20 protein-coding genes are annotated in these 26,293 nt (G+C 64.1%); 8 read left to right on the top strand and 12 right to left on the bottom strand.

The window, feature by feature from the left end; genetic code table 11:
- Positions 1-569: 569 nt before the first annotated feature.
- The 3 genes from dnaA to AXK11_RS06420 all read left to right on the top strand — a co-directional run bounded on the left by dnaA (position 570) and on the right by AXK11_RS06420 (position 5,104).
- Positions 570-2,042: a chromosomal replication initiator protein DnaA gene (gene dnaA, locus AXK11_RS06410; protein WP_068630455.1), complete on the top strand. Its 1,473-nt coding sequence runs from the start codon at positions 570-572 to the stop codon at positions 2,040-2,042.
- Positions 2,043-2,136: 94 nt separating this feature from the next.
- The gene (locus AXK11_RS06415; RefSeq protein ID WP_068630457.1) at positions 2,137-2,676 is read left to right on the top strand and encodes a hypothetical protein; all 540 of its coding nucleotides are present in this window, start codon (positions 2,137-2,139) and stop codon (positions 2,674-2,676) included.
- A 112-nt stretch (positions 2,677-2,788) separates the two neighbouring features.
- Positions 2,789-5,104, top strand: coding sequence for a beta-N-acetylhexosaminidase (locus tag AXK11_RS06420; protein WP_068630459.1), 2,316 nt, complete (start codon positions 2,789-2,791; stop codon positions 5,102-5,104).
- A 344-nt stretch (positions 5,105-5,448) separates the two neighbouring features.
- Here the strand turns inward: AXK11_RS06420 and AXK11_RS09785 are convergent, their stop codons facing one another.
- The 5 genes from AXK11_RS09785 to rplM all read right to left on the bottom strand — a co-directional run bounded on the left by AXK11_RS09785 (position 5,449) and on the right by rplM (position 9,723).
- Positions 5,449-5,589, bottom strand: coding sequence for a hypothetical protein (locus AXK11_RS09785; protein ID WP_156469232.1), 141 nt, complete (start codon positions 5,587-5,589; stop codon positions 5,449-5,451).
- Between the two features lie 444 nt (positions 5,590-6,033).
- Positions 6,034-6,927, bottom strand: coding sequence for a hydroxypyruvate isomerase family protein (locus tag AXK11_RS06430; protein ID WP_082780980.1), 894 nt, complete (start codon positions 6,925-6,927; stop codon positions 6,034-6,036).
- A gap of 46 nt (positions 6,928-6,973) precedes the next feature.
- Entirely contained in the window at positions 6,974-8,416 is a 1,443-nt protein-coding gene (locus tag AXK11_RS06435; protein WP_068630466.1) for a Gfo/Idh/MocA family protein, read from the bottom strand.
- Between the two features lie 460 nt (positions 8,417-8,876).
- Complete coding sequence (rpsI, locus tag AXK11_RS06440; protein ID WP_068630468.1) at positions 8,877-9,278, bottom strand: 30S ribosomal protein S9; 402 nt, start codon at positions 9,276-9,278, stop codon at positions 8,877-8,879.
- A 16-nt stretch (positions 9,279-9,294) separates the two neighbouring features.
- Positions 9,295-9,723, bottom strand: a complete 429-nt coding sequence (gene rplM, locus AXK11_RS06445; RefSeq protein WP_068630470.1) for a 50S ribosomal protein L13 — start codon at positions 9,721-9,723, stop codon at positions 9,295-9,297.
- 266 nt (positions 9,724-9,989) lie between these two features.
- On the opposite strand from rplM, the gene AXK11_RS06450 reads away from it, so the two are divergent.
- Positions 9,990-10,607 (top strand): HNH endonuclease, encoded by a 618-nt coding sequence (locus tag AXK11_RS06450; RefSeq protein WP_068630472.1) that lies wholly within the window; start codon positions 9,990-9,992, stop codon positions 10,605-10,607.
- Positions 10,608-11,015: 408 nt separating this feature from the next.
- On the opposite strand, the gene AXK11_RS06455 is transcribed toward AXK11_RS06450, so the two are convergent.
- Both AXK11_RS06455 and AXK11_RS06460 read right to left on the bottom strand, forming a co-directional pair.
- A complete protein-coding gene (locus tag AXK11_RS06455; protein ID WP_068630474.1) occupies positions 11,016-12,125 on the bottom strand; it encodes an AIR synthase related protein in 1,110 nt (369 codons plus the stop codon).
- Positions 12,126-12,307: 182 nt separating this feature from the next.
- On the bottom strand, positions 12,308-14,233 hold the full coding sequence (locus AXK11_RS06460) for an amidophosphoribosyltransferase (RefSeq protein WP_068630476.1): 1,926 nt from the start codon (positions 14,231-14,233) through the stop codon (positions 12,308-12,310).
- 563 nt (positions 14,234-14,796) lie between these two features.
- On the opposite strand from AXK11_RS06460, the gene AXK11_RS09790 reads away from it, so the two are divergent.
- Both AXK11_RS09790 and purL read left to right on the top strand, forming a co-directional pair.
- Positions 14,797-15,699 carry a PEP-CTERM sorting domain-containing protein gene (locus AXK11_RS09790; protein ID WP_197456827.1) on the top strand — a complete coding sequence of 301 codons (903 nt, stop codon included), beginning with the start codon at positions 14,797-14,799 and terminating at the stop codon, positions 15,697-15,699.
- 214 nt (positions 15,700-15,913) lie between these two features.
- Complete coding sequence (gene purL / locus AXK11_RS06465) at positions 15,914-20,389, top strand: phosphoribosylformylglycinamidine synthase (protein WP_068630479.1); 4,476 nt, start codon at positions 15,914-15,916, stop codon at positions 20,387-20,389.
- A 488-nt stretch (positions 20,390-20,877) separates the two neighbouring features.
- Here purL and AXK11_RS06470 read toward each other — a convergent pair whose 3' ends face one another.
- The 5 genes from AXK11_RS06470 to AXK11_RS06490 all read right to left on the bottom strand — a co-directional run bounded on the left by AXK11_RS06470 (position 20,878) and on the right by AXK11_RS06490 (position 24,219).
- Positions 20,878-21,366: an FKBP-type peptidyl-prolyl cis-trans isomerase gene (locus tag AXK11_RS06470; protein WP_068630480.1), complete on the bottom strand. Its 489-nt coding sequence runs from the start codon at positions 21,364-21,366 to the stop codon at positions 20,878-20,880.
- Positions 21,363-22,061, bottom strand: a complete 699-nt coding sequence (locus AXK11_RS06475) for a lipid-binding SYLF domain-containing protein (RefSeq protein WP_068630482.1) — start codon at positions 22,059-22,061, stop codon at positions 21,363-21,365. The genes AXK11_RS06470 and AXK11_RS06475 overlap by 4 nt, the downstream gene beginning before the upstream one ends.
- Before the next feature lie 159 nt (positions 22,062-22,220).
- Entirely contained in the window at positions 22,221-22,811 is a 591-nt protein-coding gene (locus AXK11_RS06480) for a CinA family protein (protein WP_068630484.1), read from the bottom strand.
- A complete protein-coding gene (locus tag AXK11_RS06485) occupies positions 22,808-23,458 on the bottom strand; it encodes an SET domain-containing protein (RefSeq protein ID WP_082780981.1) in 651 nt (216 codons plus the stop codon). Before AXK11_RS06485 ends, AXK11_RS06480 begins: the two co-directional genes overlap by 4 nt.
- Entirely contained in the window at positions 23,458-24,219 is a 762-nt protein-coding gene (locus tag AXK11_RS06490; RefSeq protein ID WP_068630498.1) for an exodeoxyribonuclease III, read from the bottom strand. The genes AXK11_RS06485 and AXK11_RS06490 overlap by 1 nt, the downstream gene beginning before the upstream one ends.
- A 164-nt stretch (positions 24,220-24,383) precedes the next feature.
- Here AXK11_RS06490 and AXK11_RS06495 point away from each other — a divergent pair, with 164 nt between their 5' ends.
- Positions 24,384-25,946: a PLP-dependent transferase gene (locus tag AXK11_RS06495; RefSeq protein ID WP_231865784.1), complete on the top strand. Its 1,563-nt coding sequence runs from the start codon at positions 24,384-24,386 to the stop codon at positions 25,944-25,946.
- On the top strand, positions 25,939-26,293 hold a 355-nt coding region (locus AXK11_RS06500; protein ID WP_068630490.1), incomplete at its 3' end, for a DUF167 domain-containing protein. The genes AXK11_RS06495 and AXK11_RS06500, both read left to right, overlap by 8 nt.

The raw sequence follows: 26,293 nt of genomic DNA on the forward strand, positions 1-26,293 counted from the left end.
CCGCGCCGCACCGCACACGCCACTGCAAGCACACTGCTTTCCAGAAAAAAGCGGGGCACCCGCGGTAGCTCTCTTTCGCGAGACAAAGCCCCCCCAAGAGCCGTGCCGTTCTGCCCAAAATCCCCATCAGTAACAGTCCGCCGTGGATGCGCTAAATTACGCAGGATCAAGGGGTCATTCTGACCCCGAATCAGCCCGAAGCGTGGCAACCTAAAAATGCCAAAAGTTTCCCCCAAATCGCTGTGAACAACTTGTCGGGAACTTCGCCTTGAAATGGGTTTTGGCATCCCAGTTAGTGGCCCCCTCAGCCGCCCCGCGCGGCACCCGCCCGTACGCTCTTTCTCAAGTTGCTCAAACGCCCCAGCCAAGACCGCACAGATAGCGTACGCTACGCACTGGTTAACAGTAATTTATGTAAGAACGGCAAGCATTGCTGCCGCCACTGTCATCCGGCCACAAATTTTGAAGCCATTTCGGCAGGTAAAAACAGGGTGTTGGACGACTCGGGAGCCTCGACGGCGCGGCTCATGTGAATAAACCTCCGCCAACCTCTGCCCAACTGCCTGTCCATGTCCTCACTTACCCTAGCTCCCAGCCCTTGGGAGGCCGCCAAAACCAGCCTTAAGCAATTCTTCTCAGAAGAGGTGTTCAAGATGTGGTTTGAGCCGCTGCACTGCGTCGAACTTGGCGAGGACAATATCACGCTGGGCGTGCCCAATGACTTTGCCGCGATCTGGATCCAGGAAAACTACCTCGACCTCATCGTGAAGCACCTCGGCATGGCCTGTGGCCGCCAGCTCAGCGTCACGCTCCAAAAATCCGCCGCGCCGCTGCTGCACGGTCGCAGCGGCAATGCGATCCCCGCCCAAAGCAACGAGCGCGGCACGCAAAGCGCCGGAGGCCGCTCCGGAGGGAGCACCGCAGACGGGCTCGACGCCTCAGCGGGCCGTTTCGCGTCGACGCACGCCGCCACCCACGCCGCCGAGCAGTCGCGCCCGCGCTACAGCGAGCGCCTAGCCGAGGCCACGCTCAACCCGCGCAACACCTTCGACACGCTCGTCGTCGGCTCGAACAACCAGATGGCGCACGCCGCCGCGATGGCCGTCGCCCAAGCCCCCGCACAAGCCTACAACCCGCTCTTCCTCTACGGGGACACCGGCCTGGGCAAGACGCACCTGATGCACGCGATCGGCCACGCGATCCTGCAAAACCGGCCCGACGCCCGCGTCGTTTATCTCTCCACCGAGCGCTTCACCAACGAGTTCATCCAGGCCCTCCAGGAGAACAACCTCACCAAGTTTCGCCAGCGCTACCGCCGCGCCAACGTCCTGCTCCTCGACGACGTGCAGTTCCTCGCCGACAAGGAGCGCATCCAGGAAGAGTTTTTCCACACCTTTAACGACCTCTTCGAGTCGGGTAAGCAGATCGTGCTCTCCAGCGACCGCCGCGCCAGCGAGATCCAGAAACTGGAGGCCCGGCTCGTCTCGCGCTTCGAGTGGGGCCTGCCCGCCGACATCCAGGCCCCCGACTTCGAGACGCGCGTCGCCATCCTCCGCTCAAAGGCCGCTACGCTGAAGGCGGAAGTCCCGCACGAAGTCATCACCTTCATCGCCCAGCACATCTCGGGAAACGTCCGCCGGCTCGAAGGCGCCCTCATCAAGGTCAGCAGCTACGCCGCGCTCACCGGGCGGCCGCTCGACATCGCCAGCACCGAAAAGCTCCTTCAGGACGTGCTCATCGAGCAGGCGCAAAACCTGCTCACTATCGAGACGATCCAGAAGCGCGTGGCCGATCACTTCCAGATCCGCCACAGCGACATGACCAGCAAGCGCCGCCCCAACAACATCGCCATCCCGCGGCAGATCGCCATGTACCTCTCGCGCAAGCTCACCAAGCACTCGCTCCAGGACATCGGCGACTCCTTCGGCGGGCGCGACCACGGCACCGTCATCCACGCCTGCAAGGCCGTCGACAACATGATCGAGCAAGACCCGGGCATGCGCGGCAGCATCGAGTTTTTGCGCAACCAGCTCGCCCGCTAGTCGTCGGCGCGCCCTCCCGCCTTCCCTCCCGGAAACGAATCAGAAGACGCCGCCCGCCGCCTTACCCCGTCCTCCCGCCCCTCCCTTTTTTTCCATGAGCCTTTCGCCCGAACAAAAACAAACCGTCGCAAGCTGGGTCGCCGCTGGCGACAGCCTCTCTGTCGTTCAAAAAAAGCTCCAGGACGAGCTTCAGGTCTCCATGACCTACATGGACGTGCGCTTCCTGGTCGACGACCTCGACCTCACGCTCAAGGACCCCGAGCCACAGGCAGATGCCAGCGACGTCAGCAAAACGCCTCCCCCGCCCACGCCGCCCCACGCCGCCGCCGATGGTTCGGGTGCAGACAGCGGGACGGCTGCTGCGGATGAATTTGCCGACGGCGAAATCGCCGAAGACGACGCGGCACCGCCGGATGCCGCTGCGGGCAACGTCAGCGTCAGCGTCGACTCCGTGACGCTGCTCCCCGGCGCAGTCGCCAGCGGCACCGTGCGCTTCAGCGACGGCGTCACCGGTAAATGGGTCATCGATAATTACGGCCGCCCCGGCTTCACCGAAATCTCGCAGCCCGGCTACCAGCCCAGCCCCGCCGATGCCCAAGCCTTCATGCAAGAGCTCAGTCGCTCTCTCCAGTAAGTCCCCACCCCGCCCTGCCAGCCCGCATTTCCCATGCGGGCTTTTCATTAGCTGCGCCCCTTTTCCCTGCCCCCAACTTCCCAGCCCTTTCCCTCCTCCAACTCTGCCCTAAATGAATACCCAACCACTGCCCCTTCTTCCCCAACCCGCCCAGGTCGAGCGCGCCGAGGGCCAGTTCACGCTCATAGCGCAGACGCCCGTCGTCGCAGTGGGCGGCAATCCGCACGCTGCGAAAGTCGCCGCTCAGTTTGCGGCGATGGTCGAAGAAAGTTTTGGCCACAAACTCCCGCAGCTTGCAGAAACCGCCGACGGAACCGAGGCGGCGACGGCGGCCGCAACCGCGGGCGCGATCCGCATCCACCTCGACGAAGGCGCCGCGCTACCGCGCGAGGGCTACGTTCTGGAAATCACGCCCGCAGGCACTTCGATCCGCGCGGGTGACGCAGCCGGACTTTTTTACGGCGCGGTCACGCTCTGGCAGCTCCTCACCGGCGGTGCCGGGCTCGCGCTCCCCGCCACGCTCCCCGCGCTGCGGATCACCGATTCGCCGCGCTTCCGGTGGCGCGGCTTCATGCTCGACTCCGCACGTCACATGCAGTCGGTCGAGCACATCAAGCGGCTGATCGACCAGGCCGCCCGCCACAAGCTCAACACCTTTCACTGGCACCTCGTAGACGACCAGGGCTGGCGGCTGGAAATCAAACGCTACCCCAAGCTCACCGAAATCGGCGCATGGCGCATCCCCGCGGGCAAGGCGGGCATCGGGCCCGATGGGCAGCCGCTGCGCTACGGCGGATTTTACACGCAGGCCGAGGCGCGCGACATCGTCGCCTACGCCGCCGAGCGCCACATCACCATCGTGCCCGAGATTGAGATGCCCGGCCACGCGCGCGCCGCACTGGCTGCCTACCCCGAGTTCGGCCCCACAGGGCAGCCGACCGAGGTCACGCCCAACTGGGGCATCCACCCCTTCATATTCGACGTCACCGACGAAGCCTTCGCGTTTCTGGAAAACATCCTGCGCGAAGTGTTCGAGATCTTCCCCGGCAGCTACATCCACATCGGCGGAGATGAAGCGATAAAACCGCAGTGGAAAAAATCCGCGCGCGTTCAGGAGAAAATCCGCGCGCTCGGCCTCGCCGACGAAAACGCACTGCAAAGCTGGTTCATCCGCCGCATTGCCCAGTTTATCACCGCCCAAAACCGCAAGCTCATCGGCTGGGATGAGATCCTCGACGGCGGCCCGCTCCCCGAAGGCGCCAACGTCATGGTCTGGCACGACATCAAAAACGCCGCCGTCGCGACCCGCTCCGGCCACGACGTCGTCATGACGCCCACCGCCTACACGTATCTGAATCGCGCGCAGTCACTCGCCTCCGACGAGACGCCGGGCCACGACTGGGTCACCAGCCTGCAAAAAGTCTACGAGTTTGAGCCCATCCCCGACGACGTGCCGCAAGCCGCGGCGCAGCGGATCATCGGCTACCAGGCCAACCTCTGGACGGAGTACGTCCGCACGCCTCGGCAGGTGGATCACATGCTCTACCCGCGCCTCTCCGCCGTCGCCGAAAACGCGTGGTCTCCCGCCAGTCTGCGCGATTGGGCAGGCTTCCTGCCGCGCATCGCCGCGCAGCTCCGGCGGCTCCACCGCGCGGGCATCCGCGCCGCCGACAGCGCCTTCGCCGTGCAGATCGACGCGGAGCCCGCCGATGCCAACGCAGGCCCAAACCCGGGCCGCGCATACGTCCGCCTCTCAAACCAGGCCGCCTTTGGCGAGCTGCGCTACACGACCGACGGCAGCGAGCCGCACGCCGATTCGCCGCGCTACACCGGGCCGCTCGCACTCGCGCTTCCTGTCACCCTCACCGCGACCGCATTTTTTGAAGGCCAGCCCATCGCCAAGCCCCGCCGCGCAGTGGTGGACGCACTGGCGCTGCGCACCCGCAGCGCAGAAAAACTCCACCCCAACCCGATGATGCGCGCATGGCGGCTCGAAGACGATGAGCCACTCGAAGGCGAGCGGCTCGTTGTGCCGGTGGACATCATCACACCGACCTGGGTCTGGAAACAGGCGCCGCTCGACGGCATCCACAGCCTGCGCGTCGAAGCGGTCGATGTGCCCTACAACTTCGCCTTTACGGAAGACGAGACCGGCGGCAGCCACCCCACCCCCGCGAAAGATCCCGTTTACCTGCAACTGTACTTGGGCAGCTTCGATGGCGAGCCCGTCGCCCAGGCGCTCGTAGACCCGCAGCAGCCCACGCCGATCAAAGCGGTCACCTTGGCACTCCCCGCAGGGCTCAGCGGCCTGCAAGACCTGCACCTCAAATTCACCGGTAACGAGTGCACCAACAGCGCCCGCCAAACCCTCTGGGCCCTCAAGCGCGCCCAACTCCTCACTCAAGAGGAAGCGACAAGAAACCAGTAGCCCCGCCCCTTCCATCGCACGGAAAAGCCGCCAGCGAGCAGTCCGCAAAGTAACAGGAAGCTTATGCGCTGCTCTTCCGGCTGATCCTGAAGAGAGTGGAGCCTCCCCTCCCGCGCACTGCAATCGCAGCCCCTGTATTTGAGCAGTATCTTCGGCCTGCCTGTGGGATGAATGCGAGTCCACCATTCGCCACACAGCTGGACAGAGTCTCGCTGCGTTCCTGATTCTGTCGCGCGAGCGTAGATGGGAGGTGCCACTGGCACTGCGATGAGGCCGTGTCGCGCACACCCATGCACGACACGGCCCGTTTTGCTTCACCTAGGTCCCTGTATGACCTATGCTCCCTATTGACGGCGGAGCGGGGTTTTCTCCGCCGCCAAAGTCCTGGTCGCCGCCGGATCGCGGCCAACACCGGCCCCGATCTGCCCGCGCAATGCACGGCTCTTGATCGAGCAGTCAGCGGTGTTGGAAAATCGAAAAACCATCAGTGGGGGAACTTTTGAAACTCGGCTTGTTGAAACAGTGAACAATAGAGCCGCCAACGCCCACAAAGTGCAGGGCCTCAGCGGCATTCCCCTTAGGAACAGCGGCCGTTAAAAAACGGCAAGTGATTAATGATAGGCATGTTTACGTAAAAAAGAGTAAGCTTCATTACGAGCTCTGGTTGGCTCTTGGTCGGTGTTTTCACAAGGGCTGTAAATTCGGCCAGGCGGCCCCCCAAGGGCACTCCGATTTGCCCGACCAAGAGTTGGGAGGCCCTCCGCATTTTCGTCCCCGGTAGGAAAGCCCAACCCGGATCATCGGGAGCCTCCCAGAGTTGCCCATCCGGGTGAAGCCAACCGCCCGGACACCGTCTGAGACGGTATCGGACAGGTCTTGGCCAAACCGGGACAGCAGAAAGGGCAGCACGAGGCTCGCGGTGGAGCCGGTCAAACGTCGCACAGGTGCACCGCCTCGCGCAGCGACTCAACGATATCGGGTGCGGTCGGGATAAACTCGTGCGCCAGATATCCCTCGAAGCCGGTTTCGACAATCGCCCGGCAAATGGCCGGATAATTGAGCTCCTGATCCGCACCGATCTCATGCCGCCCAGGGACTCCTGCCGTGTGATAGTGCACGAAGTATTCGTGGTATTTGCGAATGGTGGCGATGATGTCGCCCTCCATGATCTGCATGTGGTAAATATCGTTGAGCAGCGCGAAATTAGGCGAACCCAACCGCTTGCACAGCGCTACGCCCCACTCAGTGCTGTCGCACAGGTAGTCGGGGTGGTCCACCTTGGAGTTTAGCAGCTCCATCGCCAGCACCACACCACGCTTTTCGGCATGCCCCAAAACTCGCTTCAGGGCAGCCTCGGCATTCGCCAGCCCCTCCTCCGGATCCATCCCGTTTCGGTTGCCCGAAAAGCAGATCGTGTTGCGGTACCCGGCATCCGCCACGAGGTCGATCTGCTTGAGGTAGCGTGACACCAGCTCGTCATGATACTGCGGCACTGCGAAGCCTTTCGCCAGACCGAGCTCCGCACCGCCGCACATAGGGCAGTGAATCCCATGCGCCTTCAGGGTCGGCCAATCGCTCGGGCCGACGGCTTCAATCGCCGAAAAACCAAGCTGCTTCACCGTCAGGCAAAGCTCGTCGAGCGACAGTTTTCTAAAAGTCCAGCGTGTCACGGACTGTTTCAGCCTTCCCTTAAGGGGAGAAGAGGATGGCGATGGCTTGGGCGCCCGGGCCGCACCAAGGCCAGCGGACGCCAAGCCCAGCCCGCCCAACATTGCTGCACGCAACGCCGTGCGGCGATTCAGGGTGTGTGTGGAAAAGCTCATATTGCAGTTCTCCTTCTGAACGAATGCCTGCTGAAGCAGCTCCCGTTCAGAGGCTGTAGTTCAGTTCCCAGCCGGGGCGGTAGTCCCGTTTCACAAACTGGTTAACAATATCGAAGTTGGTCATGCGCATCGCCTCGTGGTCCCACTGCATCCTTACCTGGCGGCCTTCACCACGCCCCTCCATGTTCATGTCTGCTCCGCGTACAGCCAAGTTGGCGACAAGCAGCGCCTCAGTTAATGGCCCGGCAAACTCGAATGGCGAGCTCACCTCTTTATTGCCGTACCCGGCAAGGCAGGCCTCCACCCACTGGGCGTAATGCCCATTGGCAACTCGCGGATATTTTTCCCGCACCTTCACCTGCCGGGATGCGGGCAGGAGCCGGGGATTACTCCCATACACACCGGTGAGTATCTTTCCCTTGGTGCCAACAAGCAGGCTATCATTCGCGGATAAGGGCGTATCCAGGCCGAGCTCTTCGGGAATCGTGGGCGTTATCCCCCCATCCATCCAGTGGACGGTCACTGGCCCTTTCGTGTGAAGTGCTTTGGGAAAGCGCATAGTGACGTGAGCGGCGGGAGGATTACTATCGGGTGCCGAGATACGCACACGAAAATCGGAGAACAGCCGCGCTACCGAGGCCTGCACTTCCTGCACATGCTGTAACCCCAACACTTTGAAGGCAATATCCAGCAGGTGGCAGCCCATATCGCCAATCGGGCCGGTGCCAAAGTCCCACCACCCACGCCAGTTAAAATTAACGACGTAACCATCCGAATACCGCACCGGAGCCCCTTCTACATAATACCTGTGCTTTGCGGTACCTAACCACAGGTCCCAGTCCAGGTTCGCAGGCACTTTAGCCGCTTCGCGCGGCCAAGGAATGCCCGCTGGCCACACGGGGCGATCTGTCCAGACGTAAACGGTGTGCACATCGCCAATAGCACCAGCCTCGTACCACTCACGGATCAACCGCGCACCGTCACTAGAAGTCCCTTGATTCCCCATCTGGGTCACTACTTTGTAACGCCTGGCCGCATCAGTCAGCACCCGAGCCTCCCAAACATCATGAACAAGAGGCTTTTCAACAAACACGTGCTTGCCCAACTGCATCGCAGCCAAGGCCTGAATCGCATGGTTGTGGTCAGGCGTAGCCACACACACCGCGTCAATATGGCGATGCTCCTTATCCAGCATTTCGCGAAAATCCTTATAACGCTTCGCCTTGGGGTAGAGCTTGGCGGCAGAGGCCATGCGGTTGCTATCTACATCACACAAGTGGGTAATCTCTGCCTTTCCGCTTTTGCTGAAGTTTGCAGCATCGTGTCCGCCCTGCCCCCCCACTCCTATACTTGCGATTGCCAATTTTTCGCTGGGGGCGGTAAAGCCCGTCCCGCCCAGCACGTGCCGGGGGACGATGGTAAAGGCCGCAGCGGCCGTTGAGGCACTTTTGATAAACTTACGTCGGGATGTCTGAGTCAGTGTTTTCATAAATACAGGTTGCTGAAGGATGCGATCAAGGCCGACTCCCGAGGTCTGCTAAGCAGAGAGGTGGCAGGATGGTGAAGGAAGTTAACCGGTCACAGGTTCCACAACTTGAGCCCCCTCATCCCCGCGGCTTTTTGCGGACGAGCCGAAAGTCCGGCACACACAATAAAGTGCCCGCGCACAACAAAGACTGCATTTCTTCATCTGGGGGAAGGAGGGGTGGGTTTTACTAAGAAAAGCAGCTCGGAAGAGAGCCGCCCTTCCATCGCGAGCAAGGTAAAAATTCGCCACAAGCAGTTTCCACCGCGCTTCTACTCAGTATCGACTTGCCGAACTCCGCGCGGCCCTCTGCGCACTCCTCATCCCGCAGCTCCAAACGCAAACAAGCCGCCCAAATTCGGGCGGCTTGTTTGTGAACCCCTGCCCACAAAAGAAGAAGGCCGGGGTGAAAACGTGCAGTGGCTCAGCGCTTGGAGAACTGGAAGCGCTTGCGGGCACCGGGCTGGCCGGGCTTCTTGCGCTCTTTCTCGCGCGGGTCGCGGGTCAGGTGTCCTGCCTTTTTGAGGACGGCGCGCAGCTCGGGGTCGAACTTTTGCAGCGCGCGGGCGATCCCGTGGGCGACTGCACCGGCCTGGCCAGCAACACCGCCGCCGGAGACATTGGCCGTCACGTCGAACTTGTCGCGCATCTCGGCGGTAATGAGCGGCGCGGTCGCGGCCTTGGCAAAGTTTTCGGGGGTGAAGTAGGCGTCAAAACTGCGGCCGTTGGCCAGTAGCTTGCCCGTACCTTCGATGATGCGGACGCGCGCGGTCGCGGTCTTGCGGCGGCCTGTGGCGGCGATGACGGAGGAGTCTGCGATACTCATGTTTTGGGCGAAAATCTTAGAGAGCGAATTTCACGGGCGCCTGGGCCTCGTGTGTGTGGTTGGGGCCGGCAAAGATGCGCAGCTTGGTCAGCATCCGGGCGGCGAGGCGATTCTTCGGGAGCATCCCCTTCACGGCGTGCTGGAGGATGAACTCGGGGCGCTTCTGGCGCATGTCGGAGAGTTTGCGGCGGCTCTCCCCCCCCATGTAGCCGGAGAAGAACATGTACTCGTTTTGCTCCTCCTTCTTGCCGGTGAGGACGACTTTCTCGGCGTTGATCACCACGACGAAGTCGCCCGTATCCACGTGCGGAGTATAGAGGGGCTTGTGCCGACCGCGGAGCAAGTTCGCGATCTTAACCGCAAGACGGCCCAAGACTTGCCCTTCGGCATCGACGAGGTGCCACTTGGCTTGCACCGTCTCTTTGTTGGCGAGGATCGTTTTCATGAGAAAAGAGGCCAAGGGCTAAGGCGCAGCAAAGCCCTGTCAAGGGACTTCAAAAAGCGCGCGGCCTTTTTTTAATTTATTACGCGATTGCGCGCACCCCATGCGCGGCATGCCCACAGCGACGGCTCTCCGCGACCGCGCCCGACAGTGCCCGCCGGTGGCGAGTGCCCCGCGCCAACGGTAAATCGCCCCCACGCCCCGAACACAGGTGACGCGGCCCCACCGTTGACAGCCCCGCGCGCCGCTCGCTATTCGCAGTATCCCGTATGGACGCCGTGCTCGATCAACCGGTGCTCGTGTTAAACCGCCTGTGGCAGGCGGTAAATGTCATCGCGGCGCGTCGCGCCTTCGCGATTCTGGCGCGCGGGCACGCCCAGGTCGTCTACAATACCGAGGACGATTTTCGCACCTTCGGGCTGCTCGACTGGATCGACTTCTCCGCCCAACAACCCCCGCGCGAAGCACGCGAGCTGGTGCGCACGCCCACACGCGCGATCCGGCTGCCGCGGGTAATCCTCCTCAGCGTCTTCGACCGGCTGCCGCGCAAGGAGCTCAAACTCACGCGCAACAACGTATTCGAGCGCGATAAAAACACCTGCCAGTACTGCGCGCGCGTCTTCCCGCGCGACGAGCTCAACCTCGACCACGTGATCCCGCGCGACTTCGGCGGGCGCACCACTTGGGAGAACATCGTGTGCTCCTGCATCAAGTGTAACTCGCGCAAAGCCAACCGGCTGCCACACCAGGCCGGGATGCGCCTGATCCGTAAGCCCACACGCCCCAAGTGGCGGCCCGTCATCTCGCTGGTTCTCGGCCACCAACCACACAAGGAATGGAAGGACTTCCTCGACCTCGCCTACTGGAACATCGAACTCGAAGCCTGAGGCGAGGCCCCACTTCCACTGCGCGTGGGGCGGTGGCGGGTCGCCACTTCCATTTACTGTGCGGCTTGTGTGTCGCGCGTTCCGCGCGACACACAAGCCGCACAGTAGAATGAACTCCCTGACTGGAGCTCAGGCAGGAGTTTAGCCCGTAAACTTTTTCGTCGCGCCCAAATGGGTACGCGCCTCATTCGCGCTGTAGGCGGCTTCCCTGTCGCAACGCGACAGGGGGATGCCCCGTTAAATTTGCGATTTTGCTTGGGCGCAAAGCGCACGGGCAAAATCGCAAATTGAATGGCACGTGGCGCCACGCCACCGCCCCCCGCGCAGGGGGCAGAGACCCTTTCATTTTGCGGCGCACTCGTTGGTGCGCCGTCAGCTTCGACTCGTTTATTATGCGCACGCGCACCCTCACCTGACCTGAAGCGTGTCAGCCTCGAAGCTGAGGTTGAGTGGCGGGACGGTGACGGCTTTGCGCGAGCCCTCTTTTTTCACGGTGCCGGCGAGCCAGGCGTCGTAGCCGCTGTCGCGTGCGGCGGCGAGCGTGGCCTCGGCCAGTTCGGGCGCGACGTAGGCGGCGAAGCCCACGCCCATGTTGTAGGTCGCGTACATTTCGCGCTGCGAGATCGGCCCCATTTCTTGCAAAAAGCGGAACACGGGTGGCGACGTGCGCAGCTCCGTGATTTCGTAAACGAAGGGCTCTTCTAGGCGCATGAGTTTGCGCCAGCCGTGGCCGGTGACGTGCGAGACGTAGCCCAGCTTGAGCCCGCGGCGCTGGCACTCGGCGACGAAGTTCACGTAGATGACCGAGGGCGCGAGCAGTGCTTCGCCGTAGGTGCCCGCCGCGCCGTGGCCGAGCGGCGTCGCGTAGCCCTGCGGCAAGCGCTCGGCGATCAGCCGGCACAGCGAGAGCCCGTTGGTCTGCACGCCGGAGCTGGCGAGGAAGAGGATGGCGTCGCCCTCGCGCACGTCACCCGTGATCCGCAGCGACTTGGGCGCGATCCGCCCTATGGCCGAGCCCGCCAGCACAATCGCCTCGGGCGCGACGATGCCCTTCAGCGTGGGCGTCTCGCCGCCGCCCCAGACGGCGCCCGCCTGACGGCAGCCCTCGGCCCAGCCCTCGACGAGCGCCTGCATCCGCGCCGCATCGGCAAACCACTGCGAGTCGCCCACGGCGGCATGCATGGCGACGGATACGGGCAGCGCGCCGCAGGTGACCAAGTCGTTGACGATTGTCGCGACCGTATCGATGGCGATCTCGCGGTAAAAGTTGAGCCCCTGCTGCGCGTAAACCGCATCGGCCACGAGGTTCTTTGTGCCGAGCCCTTCCTCAACGTGGGCGAGGTAGTGGTCGGCCGCCTCGATCAGGTAGCAGCTCTCGCCGCGCGTGGCGGCGGGCTCGGCGTAACCGTGCGCGGCGAGCAGCGGCGCAGTCGTGCGCGCGGCGCGCTGGCAGGCGCGCTTGAAGGCGTCGAGCTGGTCGTAGTCTACACCGGAAGATTCGTAAGAGAGGCTGGTCATGAGCGGGCGGGAGGAGCGGACGGGCAGTTCTGAAAAACGAGGGGGACAGCGCGGGCGGGAAGGCGAGAGAGGCGGGACGAGTTTCGCTAGCGGCGGCGAGTGCGAGACAGCACGCAACTATCGATGCGGAGGCGGAGAACGGAAGGCAGGCGGAGGACGAGCAGGAGGCCACGCGCACGCGGCTAGTAGGCGCGGGCTTCGGTCTTTTCGTAAAAGTTGAGGTAGGCCTGATTTACGACGCGGTAGCCGCCTGCGGTCGGGTAATCGCCCGTGAAATACCAGTCGCCCGTGTGCTGCTGCACGGCGGCGTGGAGGTTTTCCACGGTTTGGAAAATGATCTCGATCTGCCCGTCCCAACCATTGGCGGGCGGGGAAACGAGCTGCGCGATCTTGGCCGAGATTTCCTCGGGCGTAAAAGGCGCGTAGATTTTTTTAACGTGGTTGGTGCCGGGCTGTCCCGCGCCCGCCGCACGCGCGACCTCGGCGCGGCACAGGTCGTAGACCTCCTGGAGGAGCCCGCCGAAACCGCCGCGCTCCTTGATCAGCTCGACCGCAGCCTCAAAGGCGATGAACTTGCCGAGCTGCGACATGTCGATGCCGTAGCAATCCGGGTAGCGGATCTGCGGCGCGGTGGAGACGATCACGATCTTGCGCGGGTGGAGCCGCTGGAGGATGCGCAGGATCGACTTGCGCAGCGTGGTGCCGCGCACGATCGAGTCGTCCACGCAGACGAGCGTATCGCCCGGCGCTACCGCGCCGTAGGTGATGTCGTAGACGTGCGTTGCGAGCTGGTTGCGCAGGTTCTCCTGGCCGATGAAGGTGCGCAGCTTGATGTCCTTGCTGACGACCTTCTCGGTGCGCGGCCAGTTGCTGAGGATCAGCTTGTCGAGCAGCGCTTCGTCGAGCGCACCGCTGCGGCTGGCGGCGAGGATTTCGTCCTTCACCTCCGTGCGGCGGCGCTCGCGCAGCGCGGACATGAGGCCGTAGTAGGCCACTTCGGCGGTGTTGGGGATGTAGCTCACCACGCTGCGCTCCCAGTCGTGGTCGATCGCCGCGACGACCTGGTCGAGCAGGCGCGCGCCAAGCGCCTTTCGCTCGCGGTAGATGTCGATGTCGTTTCCGCGCGAGAAGTAGATCCGCTCAAAGGTGCACTCCGCGCGCGGCAGCGGCGCGGCAAAGCGCGTCTCGCTCAGCGCGCCGTCATTCTTGACGACCATCACGTGCCCGGGCTTGAGCTCGCTGACTTGCGGCGCCTCCAGGTCGAAGACCGTCATGAGCGGCGCGCGCTCGCTGGCGAAGGCCACGACTTCGTCGTTCTTGAAAAAGAAACAGGGGCGGATCCCCGAGGGGTCGCGCGCGACAAAGGCGTCCCCGTTGCCGATCAACCCGCAAACCGTGTAGCCGCCGTCCCAGCCCTCGGCCGAGCGCGTGAAGACGCGGCCCAGATCGAGCTCGCGGCTGATCCGCTGCGAAATCTCGTCGCCCGGGAGCCCTTGGGCGCGGAGCTGGCGGTAGAGCTCCTGGTGCTCCTCATCGAGCGAAAAGCCGATTTTTTCGAGGATCGCCTGCGTATCCGTCGCGAAGATCGGGTGCTGCCCCATCGCCGTCAGCGAGGCGTTTAGCTCGGTGGTGTTGGTGAGGTTAAAGTTTCCGCAGAGCGCGAGGTTGCGCGTCGGCCACGGGCTCCTGCGAAAGTACGGGTGGCACGAGAGCATGCTGTAGCCCCCGCTCGTGCTGTAGCGCAGGTGCCCCATCAGCAGCTCGCCGCCAAAGGGGAACGCGCGCTTCACCGTCTCCGGAAACTCGGGGTGCACCGTGCCCGCACGCACCTGCTCGTCGTACTGGGCGAGCAGCGTTTTGAAAATCTTGTCCAGCGGGTTCGGCTCCACGCTGCGCTCGCGAAACATGAACGGCTCGCCCACGGGCATCCCCAGTTTCACGCAAGCCACGCCCGCGCCATCCTGCCCGCGGTTGTGCTGCTTCTCCATGAGCAGAAACAGCTTGGTAAAGCCCCATAGCGGGCTGCCGTATTTCTCCTGATAATAAGAGAGCGGCTTCAGCAGCCGGATCAGCGCGACGCCGCACTCGTGGGTAAGCTTGTCACTCATCGTTGTGAGTACCGCGCCTCCTCCTGCGCGTTGGCCGGCCTGCGTGTCGGGCCAGCGGCCAACACCGGGTGGCGATGTCGGCAAATGGGATGAAGGCGGGGCGGCGAGTGGAGCGGGTTCCTCACGGGCCAGCCATTGCGCCGTGCCCTCCCGCGCCCGTCAACGGATTTGTGGGGGGCGGGGCGCCCCGGCCCTTTACCTCGCGGACAAGCTGCAGCAGGCAAAACCGTTACTCTGCCTCACCCACTCAGCGGTAAAAAACATAAGTAATCACCGACCCCCTCTAGGAAAAACATACTATCCATAAAGAATAGTATCGTAATTACCGCCCATTCTGATAGGGGAAGTATGTACCCGAATACCCGAATACCCGAATACCCGAATACCCGAATACCCGAATACCCGAATACCCGAATACCGCTAGTCGCTTAGCCGCAATAGTATTTTCAGGGACAGCACTATTACTCTCTATCGCTCTTCCACACACCTATGGCTCCCACGCCGCGGTTAATAAAAACTGGAAGCTAGACGGTGATTATACGGGGTCACTGAGAATGCAGGGTGTGGCAGACCCTGGCCTTTTCCCGATTGTAGACCTTAATGGTCATACAATAACTCTTAATTCCAAGGGAATTGAAATTGTCGCAAACACAAGAAGTGCCTTTTTAACTGGAGGAATTATTACATCGGGTACGAATTTCGTGAATGCGCGATTCACCACTCACCCGGGAAAGGTATATAATAATATCTATATTTCATCGGTCATTGCCGACTCGGATCATAAAGTCGGCCTTCGCGTGACAGGAAATGACGCACAGGACGCAGGATTCCATCTCAAAGGAGATCAGTCTAATACCTTTACAGGTCGTGTGGAGGTTTCTGGGCAGAGAAAGCATTTAGTCTTGGCAAAAACCAACGGCGCTATCGCTATCAGAGGAGATGTTTTCGTACAAAAAAGAGCCAGGATCAGATTCTTAAATAGCAACCAACTTCTAAAAACCTCTAACATCTCATTAAAAAGCTACGGAGAGCTACAATATTTATCAAACGAGAATACAACAAACATATTCAGAAACCTGACCATAGAAGATAACGGAATAGTAAACTTCATTCATCGAGACAGAGATTCGCAAAAATCGAAATACTATATTAAAGTTGATAATCTCATAATAAATAAAGACGGACATTTACAGGTACAAGGCTGGCAGGAAGGGCGAGATTTTCTGCTCGTGCGAAAAGATAGTACAGCCCTCAGAGATGCGCTTACCAAGGTGTCATTTGCAGGCTACAACTCGGGAAACATCCATCTTGAGGATTACGATAGCGAGTATTGGTCAATCTCCGCCGCTCCTGAGCCCGCTATGTACGGTGCACTCTTCGGTGCAGCGGGAATCGGGCTCTGGGGCTGGCGCAAGCGCAGATGCCGGGGCCGAAAAACCCAGCACCAAATGCAACGAAGACTTTAGTCGGCCCGTGCCGAAGGCACGGTAGAGCCCTGCTGCGTGTCTCATCTGCTCGCGTGAGCGTAAACGGAAGTGCCACAGGCACCTCGCCACATAGTGTCGGCGACGTAAATGGCCGGGGCGACACGCCCCTCGCGACGTGAATGGCGGGAGCGGGATGCCTCGCGGTTGACGCGGGGGCGCGGATGCGGGATGGCTCTCCCCTCTACCTCCAATCATGCTCACGCTTCGCGGCTCATCCGCCCTCTCCCCCTTTCGCCTCGAAAAGCTCCTCAAAACCCTGCGCAGCGAGCACGGCCTGCCGGTCAACGCAATCGACGCGCAGTTCGTCCACCTGTGCGACATCGACAGCGAGCTCAGCCCCGAGGAGCGCGCCGTCCTTGAGCGCCTCCTCGAATACGGCCCCACAAACGCGCCCGAACGGCAAGGCCCCGACGGCGAGGCAACGGACGGGCCACTATCCGCCTGCGTTGGGCAGACGGGCCGCCAACAAGCGGCCCGCACAATAAACCGGCCTTTGGCCGTGGGGCCGAGGGCGGGAACGATCTCGCCCTGGTCGTCAAAGGCGACCGACATCGCCCGGCTCTGCGGCCTCGCAAAAATCCGCCGGATCGAGCGCGTCATCACCTACACGCTCACGCTCGAAGATGGGGCTGCCGCCCACGCGCAGCCCGAAAGCCATGACGTGCGACCGGAGACCGCCCAGCCCCTGACAGGCCGCCAACGGGCGGCCTGCATAATAAAAGAAGCCGCCGCCCTGCTCCACGATCCGATGACGCAGGCCGTCTTCGACTCGGTCGAGGACTGCGCCGTCCTCTTTCGCCGCGAGGAGCCGCGCCCGCTGCGCACAGTCCCGCTGCTCGCCGAAGGTCGGCCCGCGCTCGAAGCCGCCAATCGCGAGCTCGGCCTCGCGCTCGCCGAAGACGAGATCGACTACCTCGCCGCTGCCTTTGCCCGGCTCGGGCGCGACCCCGCCGACGTCGAGCTCATGATGTTCGCGCAGGCCAACTCCGAGCACTGCCGCCACAAAATCTTTAACGCCACGTGGGACATCGACGGGCAGCCGCAGGATCGCTCGCTGTTTGCGATGATCCGCAACACCTACCAGCTCCACAGCGATGGCATCCTCTCCGCATACAAGGACAACGCCGCCGTCATCGCCGGCAGCGAGGCGGGCCGCTTCTTCGCCGATCCGCTGACGGGCGACTACACCGCGCACCGCGAGCCGATCCACCTGCTCTGCAAGGTCGAAACCCACAACCACCCGACCGCGATCTCCCCCTACCCGGGCGCCGCGACGGGCTCCGGCGGCGAGATCCGCGACGAAGGCGCGACGGGCCGCGGCTCGCGCCCCAAGGCCGGCCTGGTCGGCTTCACCGTCTCCAATCTCAAAATCCCCGAAGCCCCGCAGCCTTGGGAGAAGGACTACGGCAAGCCCGCCCGCATCGCCTCCGCGCTCGACATCATGATCGAGGCCCCGCTCGGCGCCGCGGCCTTTAACAACGAATTTGGCCGCCCCGCGATCAACGGCTACTTCCGCAGCTTCGAGGCCGAAGTCCCGGGCAGCGACGAAACGGGGGAGAGCGAGCCCACAACCCAGAGCGCAAATGCAGACGGCGAGGCAACAGACGTGCCGCCAACCAGCGGACGAGGGGCGCAGCACACGCCAAGTGGCGAGCCCTCGTCATCTTCTACCAATAAACCGCTCGAACGAGCGCGCCCAATAGAAGGGGCAAAGGCGCTCCGCGGTTACCACAAGCCCATCATGCTCGCGGGCGGCCTCGGCAACATCCGCGCCGAGCACGTCGCCAAAGGGCAGATCGCGCCGGGCGATGCGCTCATCGTTTTGGGCGGCCCGTGCATGTTGATCGGCCTAGGCGGCGGCGCGGCCAGCTCGGTCGCCAGTGGCGCGGGCAGCGAGGCGCTCGACTACGCCTCCGTGCAGCGCGACAACGCCGAGATGCAGCGCCGTTGCCAGGAGGTCATCGACCGCTGCTGGGCGATGGGCGCGGATAACCCCATCTCCTTCATCCACGACGTCGGTGCGGGCGGCATGGCCAACGCGCTGCCCGAGCTCGTCAACGACGCGGGGCGCGGCGGCTGCTTTGACCTGCGCAAACTCCCCAACGACGAGCCCGGCATGTCGCCACTGGAGATCTGGTGCAACGAGTCGCAAGAGCGCTACGTGCTCTCGGTGCCCGCCGCTCGGCTCGACACCTTTCGGGCACTCTGCGAGCGCGAGCGCGCGCCCTTCGCCATCGTGGGTGAGGCCACCACGCAAAAGCACCTCGTCGTCGAAGATCCGCACTTCGCAAACCGCCCCATTGACCTGCCGCTCGATGTGCTCCTCGGCAAGCCGCCGCGCATGCACCGCCGCGAAGCCACGCTGCGCCGCCCCACTCGCCCGCTCGACCTCGGCACAGTGAGCCTCGCCGAAGCCATCCGTCGCGTGCTCTCCCACCCGACTGTCGCCGACAAGGGCTTCCTCATCACCATCGGCGATCGCTCCGTGGGCGGCCTCGTCGTGCGCGACCAGATGGTCGGCCCGTGGCAAGTCCCCGTCGCCGATTGCGGCGTCACTGCCGCGGCCTTCGACAGCTACGCGGGCGAGGCGATGGCGATGGGCGAGCGCACGCCTGTGGCCGTTAACAACGCCGCCGCCAGCGCGCGCCTCGCCGTGGGCGAAGCCCTCACCAACCTCGCCGCCGCGCAAATCGGCGAGCTCGGCAAGGTCAACCTCTCCGCCAACTGGATGGCCGCACCCGATGTCCCGGGCGAGGCCGCCGAGCTCTACGCCGCCGTGCGCGCCGTCGGTATGGAGCTGTGCCCTGCGCTCGGGATCACCATCCCCGTGGGGAAAGACTCGCTGTCGATGAGCACCGTCTGGCAGGACGAGCGCAGCGGTGAGGAGCGGCGGATCACCGCGCCCGTCTCACTCATCGTCTCCGCCTTTGCCGCGGTAAACGATGTGCGCCTCTCGCTCACGCCGCAGCTCGCGCGCGAGCCCGACACCGCGCTGCTGCTCATCGACCTTGGCCGCGGGCAAAACCGGCTCGGCGGCTCCATCCTCGCGCAGACCTTTTCGCAACTCGGCGAGGCCACGCCCGACGTCGACTCCGCCGCAGACCTCAAAGCCTTCTGGACAGTCATCCAGCAGCTCGGCCGCGAAAAGAAACTCCTCGCCTACCACGACCGCTCCGACGGCGGCCTGCTCGCCGCCGCGGTCGAAATGGCCTTTGCCGGACACTGCGGCCTCGAGCTCACGCTGCCGCGCGCCAAGGCAAACGAAACCGCTCGCAGCGACAGCGAGGTAACGAACAGGCCGCCAACCAGCGGACGAGGTGCGCAGCACACGCCAAGTGGCGAGCCCTCGTCATCTTCTGCCAATAAAGCGGTCGAACGACCGCGCATGATAGATGGGCCTGCGGCCCCTCTATTCGCCGAAGAGCTCGGCGCCCTCATCCAGGTCCGCTGCGCCGACCTGCCCGAGATTCGCAAAACGCTCGCGGCGCACGGCCTCGACGCCTGCACGCACCAGGTGGGCCGCCCGCTGCTCGACAGCCATCGCGTCCGCATCTCCCAAAACGGCGAATTGCTCTACAACGAAGACCTCTTCGCCCTGCGCGCCCTGTGGTCCGACACCACCCGCCGGATTGCGCAAAAACGCGACAACCCCGCGTGCGCCGAACAGGAGTACCAGCTCAAACTCAGCGCCGATAACCCCGGCCTCACGCCGCGGCTCACCTTTACGCTCACGAAACCCGAGTGCCGCGCAGTGGCGGAGCCAGCGACAGACGCGCCCACATCCCCCACAGCACAGGCGCAAGCGGCGCCGCACGCACCAAGTGACGAGCCTTCGTCACTTGCTCCCGAAAAAAATGCCGAGGAGCCGCGCAAAACAAACACCCGCCGCCGCGCCGCCGTCGCCATCCTGCGCGAGCAAGGCGTCAACGGGCAGGTCGAGATGGCCGCCGCCTTCGACCGCGCGGGCTTCCGCGCCGTCGATGTGCACATGAGCGACATCCTCTCGGGGCGCCGCTCGCTGCGTGAATTTGCGGGCCTCGCCGCCTGCGGCGGCTTCAGCTACGGCGACGTCCTCGGCGCGGGCGAAGGCTGGGCAAAGACGATCCTCTTTAACGAAAAGGCGCGGGCCGAGTTCGCCGCATTCTTCGCGCGCGAAGACAGCTTCACCCTCGGCGTGTGCAACGGCTGCCAGATGCTCAGCAACCTGCATGGCCTCATCCCCGGAGCCGAAGCCTGGCCCCGCTTCGTCCAAAACAAATCCGAGCGCTACGAAGCGCGGCTCGTCTCGGTAAAAATCGAAGACAGCCCCAGCATCCTGCTGCGCGGCATGGCGGGCTCCGTACTGCCCGTCGTCGTCGCCCACGGTGAAGGCTTCAGCGAGTTTCCCAGCGCCGACGCCGCGCACACCCTTGAGCGCTCCGGCCTCGCCGCCGCGCGCTTCGTCGACAACCACCACCGCCCCACCGAGCACTACCCGCTCAACCCCAATGGCTCGCCGGGCGGACTCACCGCGCTGACCACGCGCGACGGCCGCGTCACCATCATGATGCCGCACCCCGAGCGCGTCTTCCGCACCTGCAACCTGAGCTGGGCCCCCAGCGACTGGCTCCGCGACGACGACTCCCCCTGGATGCAGCTCTTCTACAACGCCCACCACTGGCTCAGGTAGATCAGGGGTCAGGTAGAAAACTGAGCACACGGCAGCACATGGAGCCGCCACTCCGTGCGGGGGCGGCCCTGCGCGGGCGGCGGCAGGCGGTGCCTGCACCCATTTACTGTGCGGCTTGCTGCCGGGCGTTCCGCCCGACGAACAAGCCGCACAGTTGAATGAACTCCCTGAACGGAGCTCAGGTCGGAGTTTAACCCGTAAACTTTTTCGCCGCGCCCAAATGGGTTTCCGCTCCACCCGCGATTCAGGCGTCTTCCCCTGTCGTGAAACGACAGGGAGGAGTCTTTTAAATTTGGGAATCGCGCTTCGTCGCGTAAGCGACGGGGCCGATTCCCAAATTCAATGGCACGTGGCGCCACGCCACCGCCGCCTGCGTAGGGCCGCCCTCCCGCCCCCGCGCGCAGCGGAGTTTTCGGCACCTATGGGGCGACGAAGAGGCCGTCGCGCATGAGGCGCACGGCGTCGCAGGCCCCAAAGTAGCGGGCAGCCTACGCGCCGCAGTGGTCGGTGCCGTCGGGGCCGTGGGCGTGGCCGTGGTGCAGCTCTTCGGTACTCGCATCGCGCACGGCGACCACCTCGACATCGAAGTCGAGATCGACGCCTGCCAGCGGGTGGTTGGCATCGAGTGTCACGCTCTCTGCATCCACAGCGACGACGGTCACCACGGGCGCGTGCGGATCGGTGTCCGTCTGGAAACGGTCGCCCACATTGAGCGCGCCCTCCACGGGGATTTTCTCGCGCGGGAGTTTTTGCACCTGGGCTGGATCGTGAGCGCCGTAGGCCCGCGCAGCGGGTACATTCACGCGCTGCCGAGTCCCCGCAGCGAGTCCGCGCAGGGCGGCGTCGAGCCCGTCGATGATCTGCCCCGCACCTTCCAGATAAGTAATCGGCGCGCCCCCCGAAGAGCTATCGAGCACACGGCCTGCGGGATCGCGCAGCGTGTAGTGGAAAGTCACGACCTTGGCCTGTGGCTTCATTGGCCGCCGGTCAGCGAGTTCACGTAGTTCATCAGCGGGCGCACCTCCTCGGCCGGAGTCACCCAGTTGCTGTAAAGGATCTCGGGCAGCGAATACTGCGTGGAGTAGAGGCTGTGGTTGGCCTGGTCGTTGCTGCTGAGGTAGCCGGCCTTGAAGGCGGCTCCAGCGTACAGGCCACGGTTCTTCGAATAGACGAGGATCGGCTGCGCGATGGCATCGGCCAGCGTGTATTCGTTGGCCGCACTCTTGGGGCCAGCGACAGCTTTGGCGTCGGCTCCGATGTGGAAGCGGCCTTTGAAGAGCAGGCGCGGCGTGGACTCATCATTCAGGACGAAGATCGTCTCGTTAGCGCTGGCTCCGAGCTGGAGGCCGAGGCTGCCTTCGCCCGCGGTGAGCAGCGCAGGCACGCTCCAGGAGCCATCGGCGCGGCGCACCATGATGACGCCCCAGCCGTCTTTCACGCCAAACAGGAAGCCCGCGCTAAACTGGTTAACGATGATGAGCCCCTTGGCGTGTTTGAGCACTTCGCGAGGGATCGCATGGTCGGGCGAGGCCATGAACTCTTGCAGGATGGCCTCGCAAGTCTCGACACGGCGGACGTAGTCGTCGCGCTTGGGACTGGCGGCATGGAGGCTGCCAAACGGCGCGACGAAAAACAGGGCGAGAAGCAGCAACAAAAAGGAAGGTGTTTTCATGGGTCGCCCCTCCACTCACGCTCTCGCGGCAGGATGTGGCAAGTAACATATTCTGCCGATGGCGGGTCACCGTTCCGCTCCTGCTCTCGGCGGGGCCTTAGCCTCAGCTCCCGCGCTTACTGAAGCGGGCCACTGCGCGAGCGGGGGATACGTCACGCGTCACAGCCTGCTCGCGCGAGCGTAAGCGGGAGAGCTTGCCGAGCTCCGCAGGTAATCACAGAGCGCGGCGAGGGCGGCAGCGGTGACGGTTTCCTGCACGGCGAGGCGTGACAATGCGCCGGGGCAGGCCACGCGCCCGCTCTGCACAAAAAAGTCGGCGCCGCTGGTGTTGGCGCTCTGCATTTGCTCGCCCCTCCCGCCGCTCCCGCCCTTCCCGTCCCCCGCTCGCCCGTGCCAGCGGGCGAGGGCCCACCACGCGAATGGCTCGCTCACACCGTGTTCGGGCGAGGGCTCGGCGTAACCGGTGGTCGCCACTGCCAAGTCTGCGCCGAAGAGTCGGCACGCGCCGCGCGCCATTTGCTCGGCCACCGCAGCGGACACGTAATTCACGGGCTCGCCCTCCGCGCGGGAGACGCCGAGATGGGCGACTTTTTGCGCGCCCGAGTAAGCCGTCAGCCCGCCCAGAAAAAACTGCGATGCGCCAGAGATCGCCCCGATCGCCGCCTGCACCCGGCCACAGGTCAGGCTCTCCGCCACGGCCAGGGTGAGCGGCGGCTCGGTGCGCAGCAGCAGTGACTTCAGCTCGGTCATGGTCGGGAAGCGCAGCGCGTACGCCTGGCTGATGCGGCGCTCGCCCCAGCGTTTTTTTGGCGGATCGCCCGCGCGGAGGCCGCCCGCTCGGCTTTCAGGATCTTCCGCACGCGCCAGCGATGTTTCTGGTGCACGATGTAGCCCACACATTTGGGCGAGCCGCAGCGGCAGGGGTGGTTGCGCCATTCTGCGTAGTCAAAGCCATAGTCGTAGCTCAGCTCCTCTCCCGCTGCGATGTCGCGCGAGGCGATAATCCAGATGTGGCCGCGGATGATGTCCGTCTCACAGTTTCCCTCGCAGGAGTGGTTGATCAGGCGCGCAAGATTCCACGGCACGTCGCCATCGATATCGTAGCGCGCATTGAGCTCGAAGACGTAAACGCTGCCGCCCGCTGCCAATCGCCGCTGCTCGCGGCGCAGGGCCTCGGCCTTCGTGATCCGCTCGCCTACGTACTCGATCACCCGGGTGCCCTTGGGGATCGGCTTTCGCGCGTAGAGGCCGCCACCGTGAATCCTGGAGCGGCCGCGCCGCACCCATTCCGAGCCCACCTTGGGCGGCCGCGCTTTTGCAGCAACAGGCGACTGCGGCCCCGCCAGCCGTAGATCGGCCCTCGCAGTGCGCGCCCGCAGATCCGTCGCCCCACTCATCACGCCAACTCCAGCTCAAGCCCGACCGGACAGTGGTCGCTGCCCATGACCCCGGGCTCGATCCACGCGCGCTTGAGCTGCGGCGCGAGTGCCCGGGAGACCATGAAGTAATCGATCCGCCAGCCGATGTTTCTGGGGCGCGCCCCCGCGCGATAGCTCCACCACGTGTAATGGCCGCCGCCGCTCTCGAAGTGGCGGAAGGTGTCGATAAACCCCGCGTCCAGATAGTCGCGAAAGCCCGCGCGCTCTTCGTCGGAGAAGCCGGGGTTGCCCACGTTTTCCTTTGGGCGGGCGAGATCGATCTCCTCGTGCGCGACATTGAGGTCGCCGCAAAACACGACCGGCTTCGTCTTCTCCAGCTCGCACACGTAGTCGAGGAACGCGCGATCCCAGGCCTGGCGAAAACCGATCCGCGCCAGCCCGTCCTGCGCGTTGGGCACGTACACGCCCACGAACCAGAATGCGTCGAACTCCGCCGTGATCGCACGGCCCTCGGCATCGTGCTCGGGCGAGCCGATCCCCGAGCGCACGCTCAGCGGCTGCGTGCGCGTAAAAAGCGCCGTGCCGCTGTAGCCTTTTTTTTGCGCGGCGTTCCAGTGCAGCCCGTAGCCGCTCGGCCAAGCCACGCCCTGCACATCGCCCGGCAGCGCCTTCACCTCTTGTAGGAAAATCACGTCGGCATCGGCGCCGTGCATCCAGTCGAGGAGCCCCTTGCCCAAAGCGGCGCGCACGCCATTCACATTCCACGAGACAAGTTTCATTCGCCCGGGCAGTGAAGCGGGGCCGCACTTCATGACGCAAGCGGGGATTGCCTCGGCCCGCCGCGATAAGCGAGGCTGCCCGTTTTTACATGGCGTTCCAACCCATCCCCCTTGGCCAGCCCATCCCTGACTTGCCACACGCCGTCTCGTGTAGCCTGCCCACCATGCATGCCGTCCGCGGTTACGAGACCAAGGCCTCCGAGATCATCGACGCCATGCGCAGCGGCTACCCGCGCTTCGTCCTGAATCGCTTCGTCAAACAACTCACCGCACACTACGCGCAGCAGCGTGGCTGCGCCGCGGCGGCCAGCGGAGCACCCAGCCCAGACGCAAACGCCGCGCCGCGCCGCCTCTGGCTCACCAGCTCGGCCCCTATGGCCGCCGCCCTCCAGGCCGAGCTCGCCGCAACTGCCAGCGGTGCCCCCGCAACTCAAGGCGCCCAGGCAGCGGATACCGCTCCTGCCCAAACCACGCGCACACCAAACATCGAGCTCCACGACTTTGACGGAATCGCGGGCCTCTCGCATCCCGACAACCCCGCACTCGCGCAGCGTGCCCACGTCTTTTTGCAAAACACGGGCGGCTTCCTCTCTTCGCGCGCCGCCGAAGATCGGCTCCACGCACTCGGGCTGGCGCCTGCGCCGCAGCACGAAGCCGCGCGCCCGCACGCTGAAGCACTCGCCCACATCCGGCGCGCACTCGCGCCGCTATTCGCGGGCTGCGCGCCCACAACGCTGCTCCCCGCAAGCTGCGGGATGAATGCGCTCTACGCCTCGTTTTGCGCGCTGGCCGAGCGCCAAGCCGCGCGCGGTCGCCGCACATGGGTGCAGCTCGGCTGGCTGTACCTCGACACGATCGCACTGCTCAAGCGGCACGCGCAGCAGCAGGCGCAGCCCGGCGACTACATTTACCTGCCCGATGTCTGCGACCTCGCCGCGCTCGAAACGCTCTTTGCCCGACGCGGTGCGGAAATCGCGGGCATCGTCATCGAAGCGCCAACCAACCCGCTGATCCAGACGCCCGACCTCGCCGCGATCTACACGCTCGCGCGACGCCACGGCGCCGCCGTGATCGCCGACCCCTCGGTCGCCTCCGTCTACTCGGTCGACGTGCTGCCACATGCGGACGTCGTCGCCACCAGCTTGACCAAATACACGGCCAGCGAAGGCGACCTCGTCGCGGGCCTGGTCGTCGTCAACCCGCAGCACCCCGAGGCCGATTCGTTGCGGCGCGACATCGCCGCGCGGCTTGAGCCCGTCTACCCGCGCGACCTCGCGCGACTCGCCTGCCAGATTGATGACACGCGCGCCGTCCTCGCACAGATCCAGCGCAGCGTGCCCATCGTCGCCGCGTGGCTCCAGGCACACCCTGCGGTCAAGGAAGTCGCCTGGGCGCACTCGCCGAAAACGCGCGCCAATTACGAAAAAATCGCACGCGCCCCCGGCGCCGTTGGCGGCCTCATCTCCTTCGCGCTGCACGCACCGATTGAGAAGTTCTACGATGCCGTGCCGCTACCAAAAGGCGCGAGCTTCGGGATGAAAACCACGCTGCTGTGCCCCTTTATCTACCTCGCCCACTACGATCTGGTGACCAGCGAGGCGGGCCGTAGCGAGCTCGCCGCCAGCGGCATTGCACCCGAGCTGCTGCGCCTCTCGGTCGGCACCGAGCCGGTCGAGGAAATCCTTGCCGCGCTCGACATCGGGCTGCGCCAACCGGGCAATGGCTAAGCGCAACACACTCCAAAGCCGCGCGGCAAATCGCAGCGCAAGCGCGGGCAGCGCCAGGGCCAAGGGCAGCGCAGTGCAAGCACCGGCCGAAGCGCACGCGGCGACTCACTGCCTGTTGACGATCAAGGCCGTGCCCAATGCACCGCGGAGCGAAGTCGTCGGCTGGCTCGGCGATGCGCTCAAGGTGCGGCTCAAGTCGCCGCCCGTTGACGGCAAGGCCAACGCCGAGCTGTGCCGCTACCTCGCCGAAGTGCTCGCGCTGCCCAAGTCCGCCGTGGCGCTGGCGACCGGCGGCGCCTCGCGCGAGAAGCGGCTGCGGATCGACGGGCTAAGCCTCGCGCAACTGC

The sequence above is a fragment of the Cephaloticoccus primus genome, assembly GCF_001580015.1.
GTDB classification, from domain to species: Bacteria; Verrucomicrobiota; Verrucomicrobiia; order Opitutales; family Opitutaceae; genus Cephaloticoccus; species Cephaloticoccus primus.

Bases quoted from the DNA above. Each gene is read 5' to 3' on its own strand.
- dnaA (WP_068630455.1), top strand. From the start codon at position 570: ATGTCCTCACTTACCCTAGCTCCCAGCCCTTGGGAGGCCGCCAAAACC.
- AXK11_RS06415 (WP_068630457.1), top strand. From the start codon at position 2,137: ATGAGCCTTTCGCCCGAACAAAAACAAACCGTCGCAAGCTGGGTCGCC.
- AXK11_RS06420 (WP_068630459.1), top strand. From the start codon at position 2,789: ATGAATACCCAACCACTGCCCCTTCTTCCCCAACCCGCCCAGGTCGAG.
- AXK11_RS09785 (WP_156469232.1), bottom strand. From the start codon at position 5,589: ATGGTTTTTCGATTTTCCAACACCGCTGACTGCTCGATCAAGAGCCGT.
- AXK11_RS06430 (WP_082780980.1), bottom strand. From the start codon at position 6,927: ATGAGCTTTTCCACACACACCCTGAATCGCCGCACGGCGTTGCGTGCA.
- AXK11_RS06435 (WP_068630466.1), bottom strand. From the start codon at position 8,416: ATGAAAACACTGACTCAGACATCCCGACGTAAGTTTATCAAAAGTGCC.
- rpsI (WP_068630468.1), bottom strand. From the start codon at position 9,278: ATGAGTATCGCAGACTCCTCCGTCATCGCCGCCACAGGCCGCCGCAAG.
- rplM (WP_068630470.1), bottom strand. From the start codon at position 9,723: ATGAAAACGATCCTCGCCAACAAAGAGACGGTGCAAGCCAAGTGGCAC.
- AXK11_RS06450 (WP_068630472.1), top strand. From the start codon at position 9,990: ATGGACGCCGTGCTCGATCAACCGGTGCTCGTGTTAAACCGCCTGTGG.
- AXK11_RS06455 (WP_068630474.1), bottom strand. From the start codon at position 12,125: ATGACCAGCCTCTCTTACGAATCTTCCGGTGTAGACTACGACCAGCTC.
- AXK11_RS06460 (WP_068630476.1), bottom strand. From the start codon at position 14,233: ATGAGTGACAAGCTTACCCACGAGTGCGGCGTCGCGCTGATCCGGCTG.
- purL (WP_068630479.1), top strand. From the start codon at position 15,914: ATGCTCACGCTTCGCGGCTCATCCGCCCTCTCCCCCTTTCGCCTCGAA.
- AXK11_RS06470 (WP_068630480.1), bottom strand. From the start codon at position 21,366: ATGAAGCCACAGGCCAAGGTCGTGACTTTCCACTACACGCTGCGCGAT.
- AXK11_RS06475 (WP_068630482.1), bottom strand. From the start codon at position 22,061: ATGAAAACACCTTCCTTTTTGTTGCTGCTTCTCGCCCTGTTTTTCGTC.
- AXK11_RS06480 (WP_068630484.1), bottom strand. From the start codon at position 22,811: ATGACCGAGCTGAAGTCACTGCTGCTGCGCACCGAGCCGCCGCTCACC.
- AXK11_RS06485 (WP_082780981.1), bottom strand. From the start codon at position 23,458: ATGAGTGGGGCGACGGATCTGCGGGCGCGCACTGCGAGGGCCGATCTA.
- AXK11_RS06490 (WP_068630498.1), bottom strand. From the start codon at position 24,219: ATGAAACTTGTCTCGTGGAATGTGAATGGCGTGCGCGCCGCTTTGGGC.
- AXK11_RS06495 (WP_231865784.1), top strand. From the start codon at position 24,384: ATGCATGCCGTCCGCGGTTACGAGACCAAGGCCTCCGAGATCATCGAC.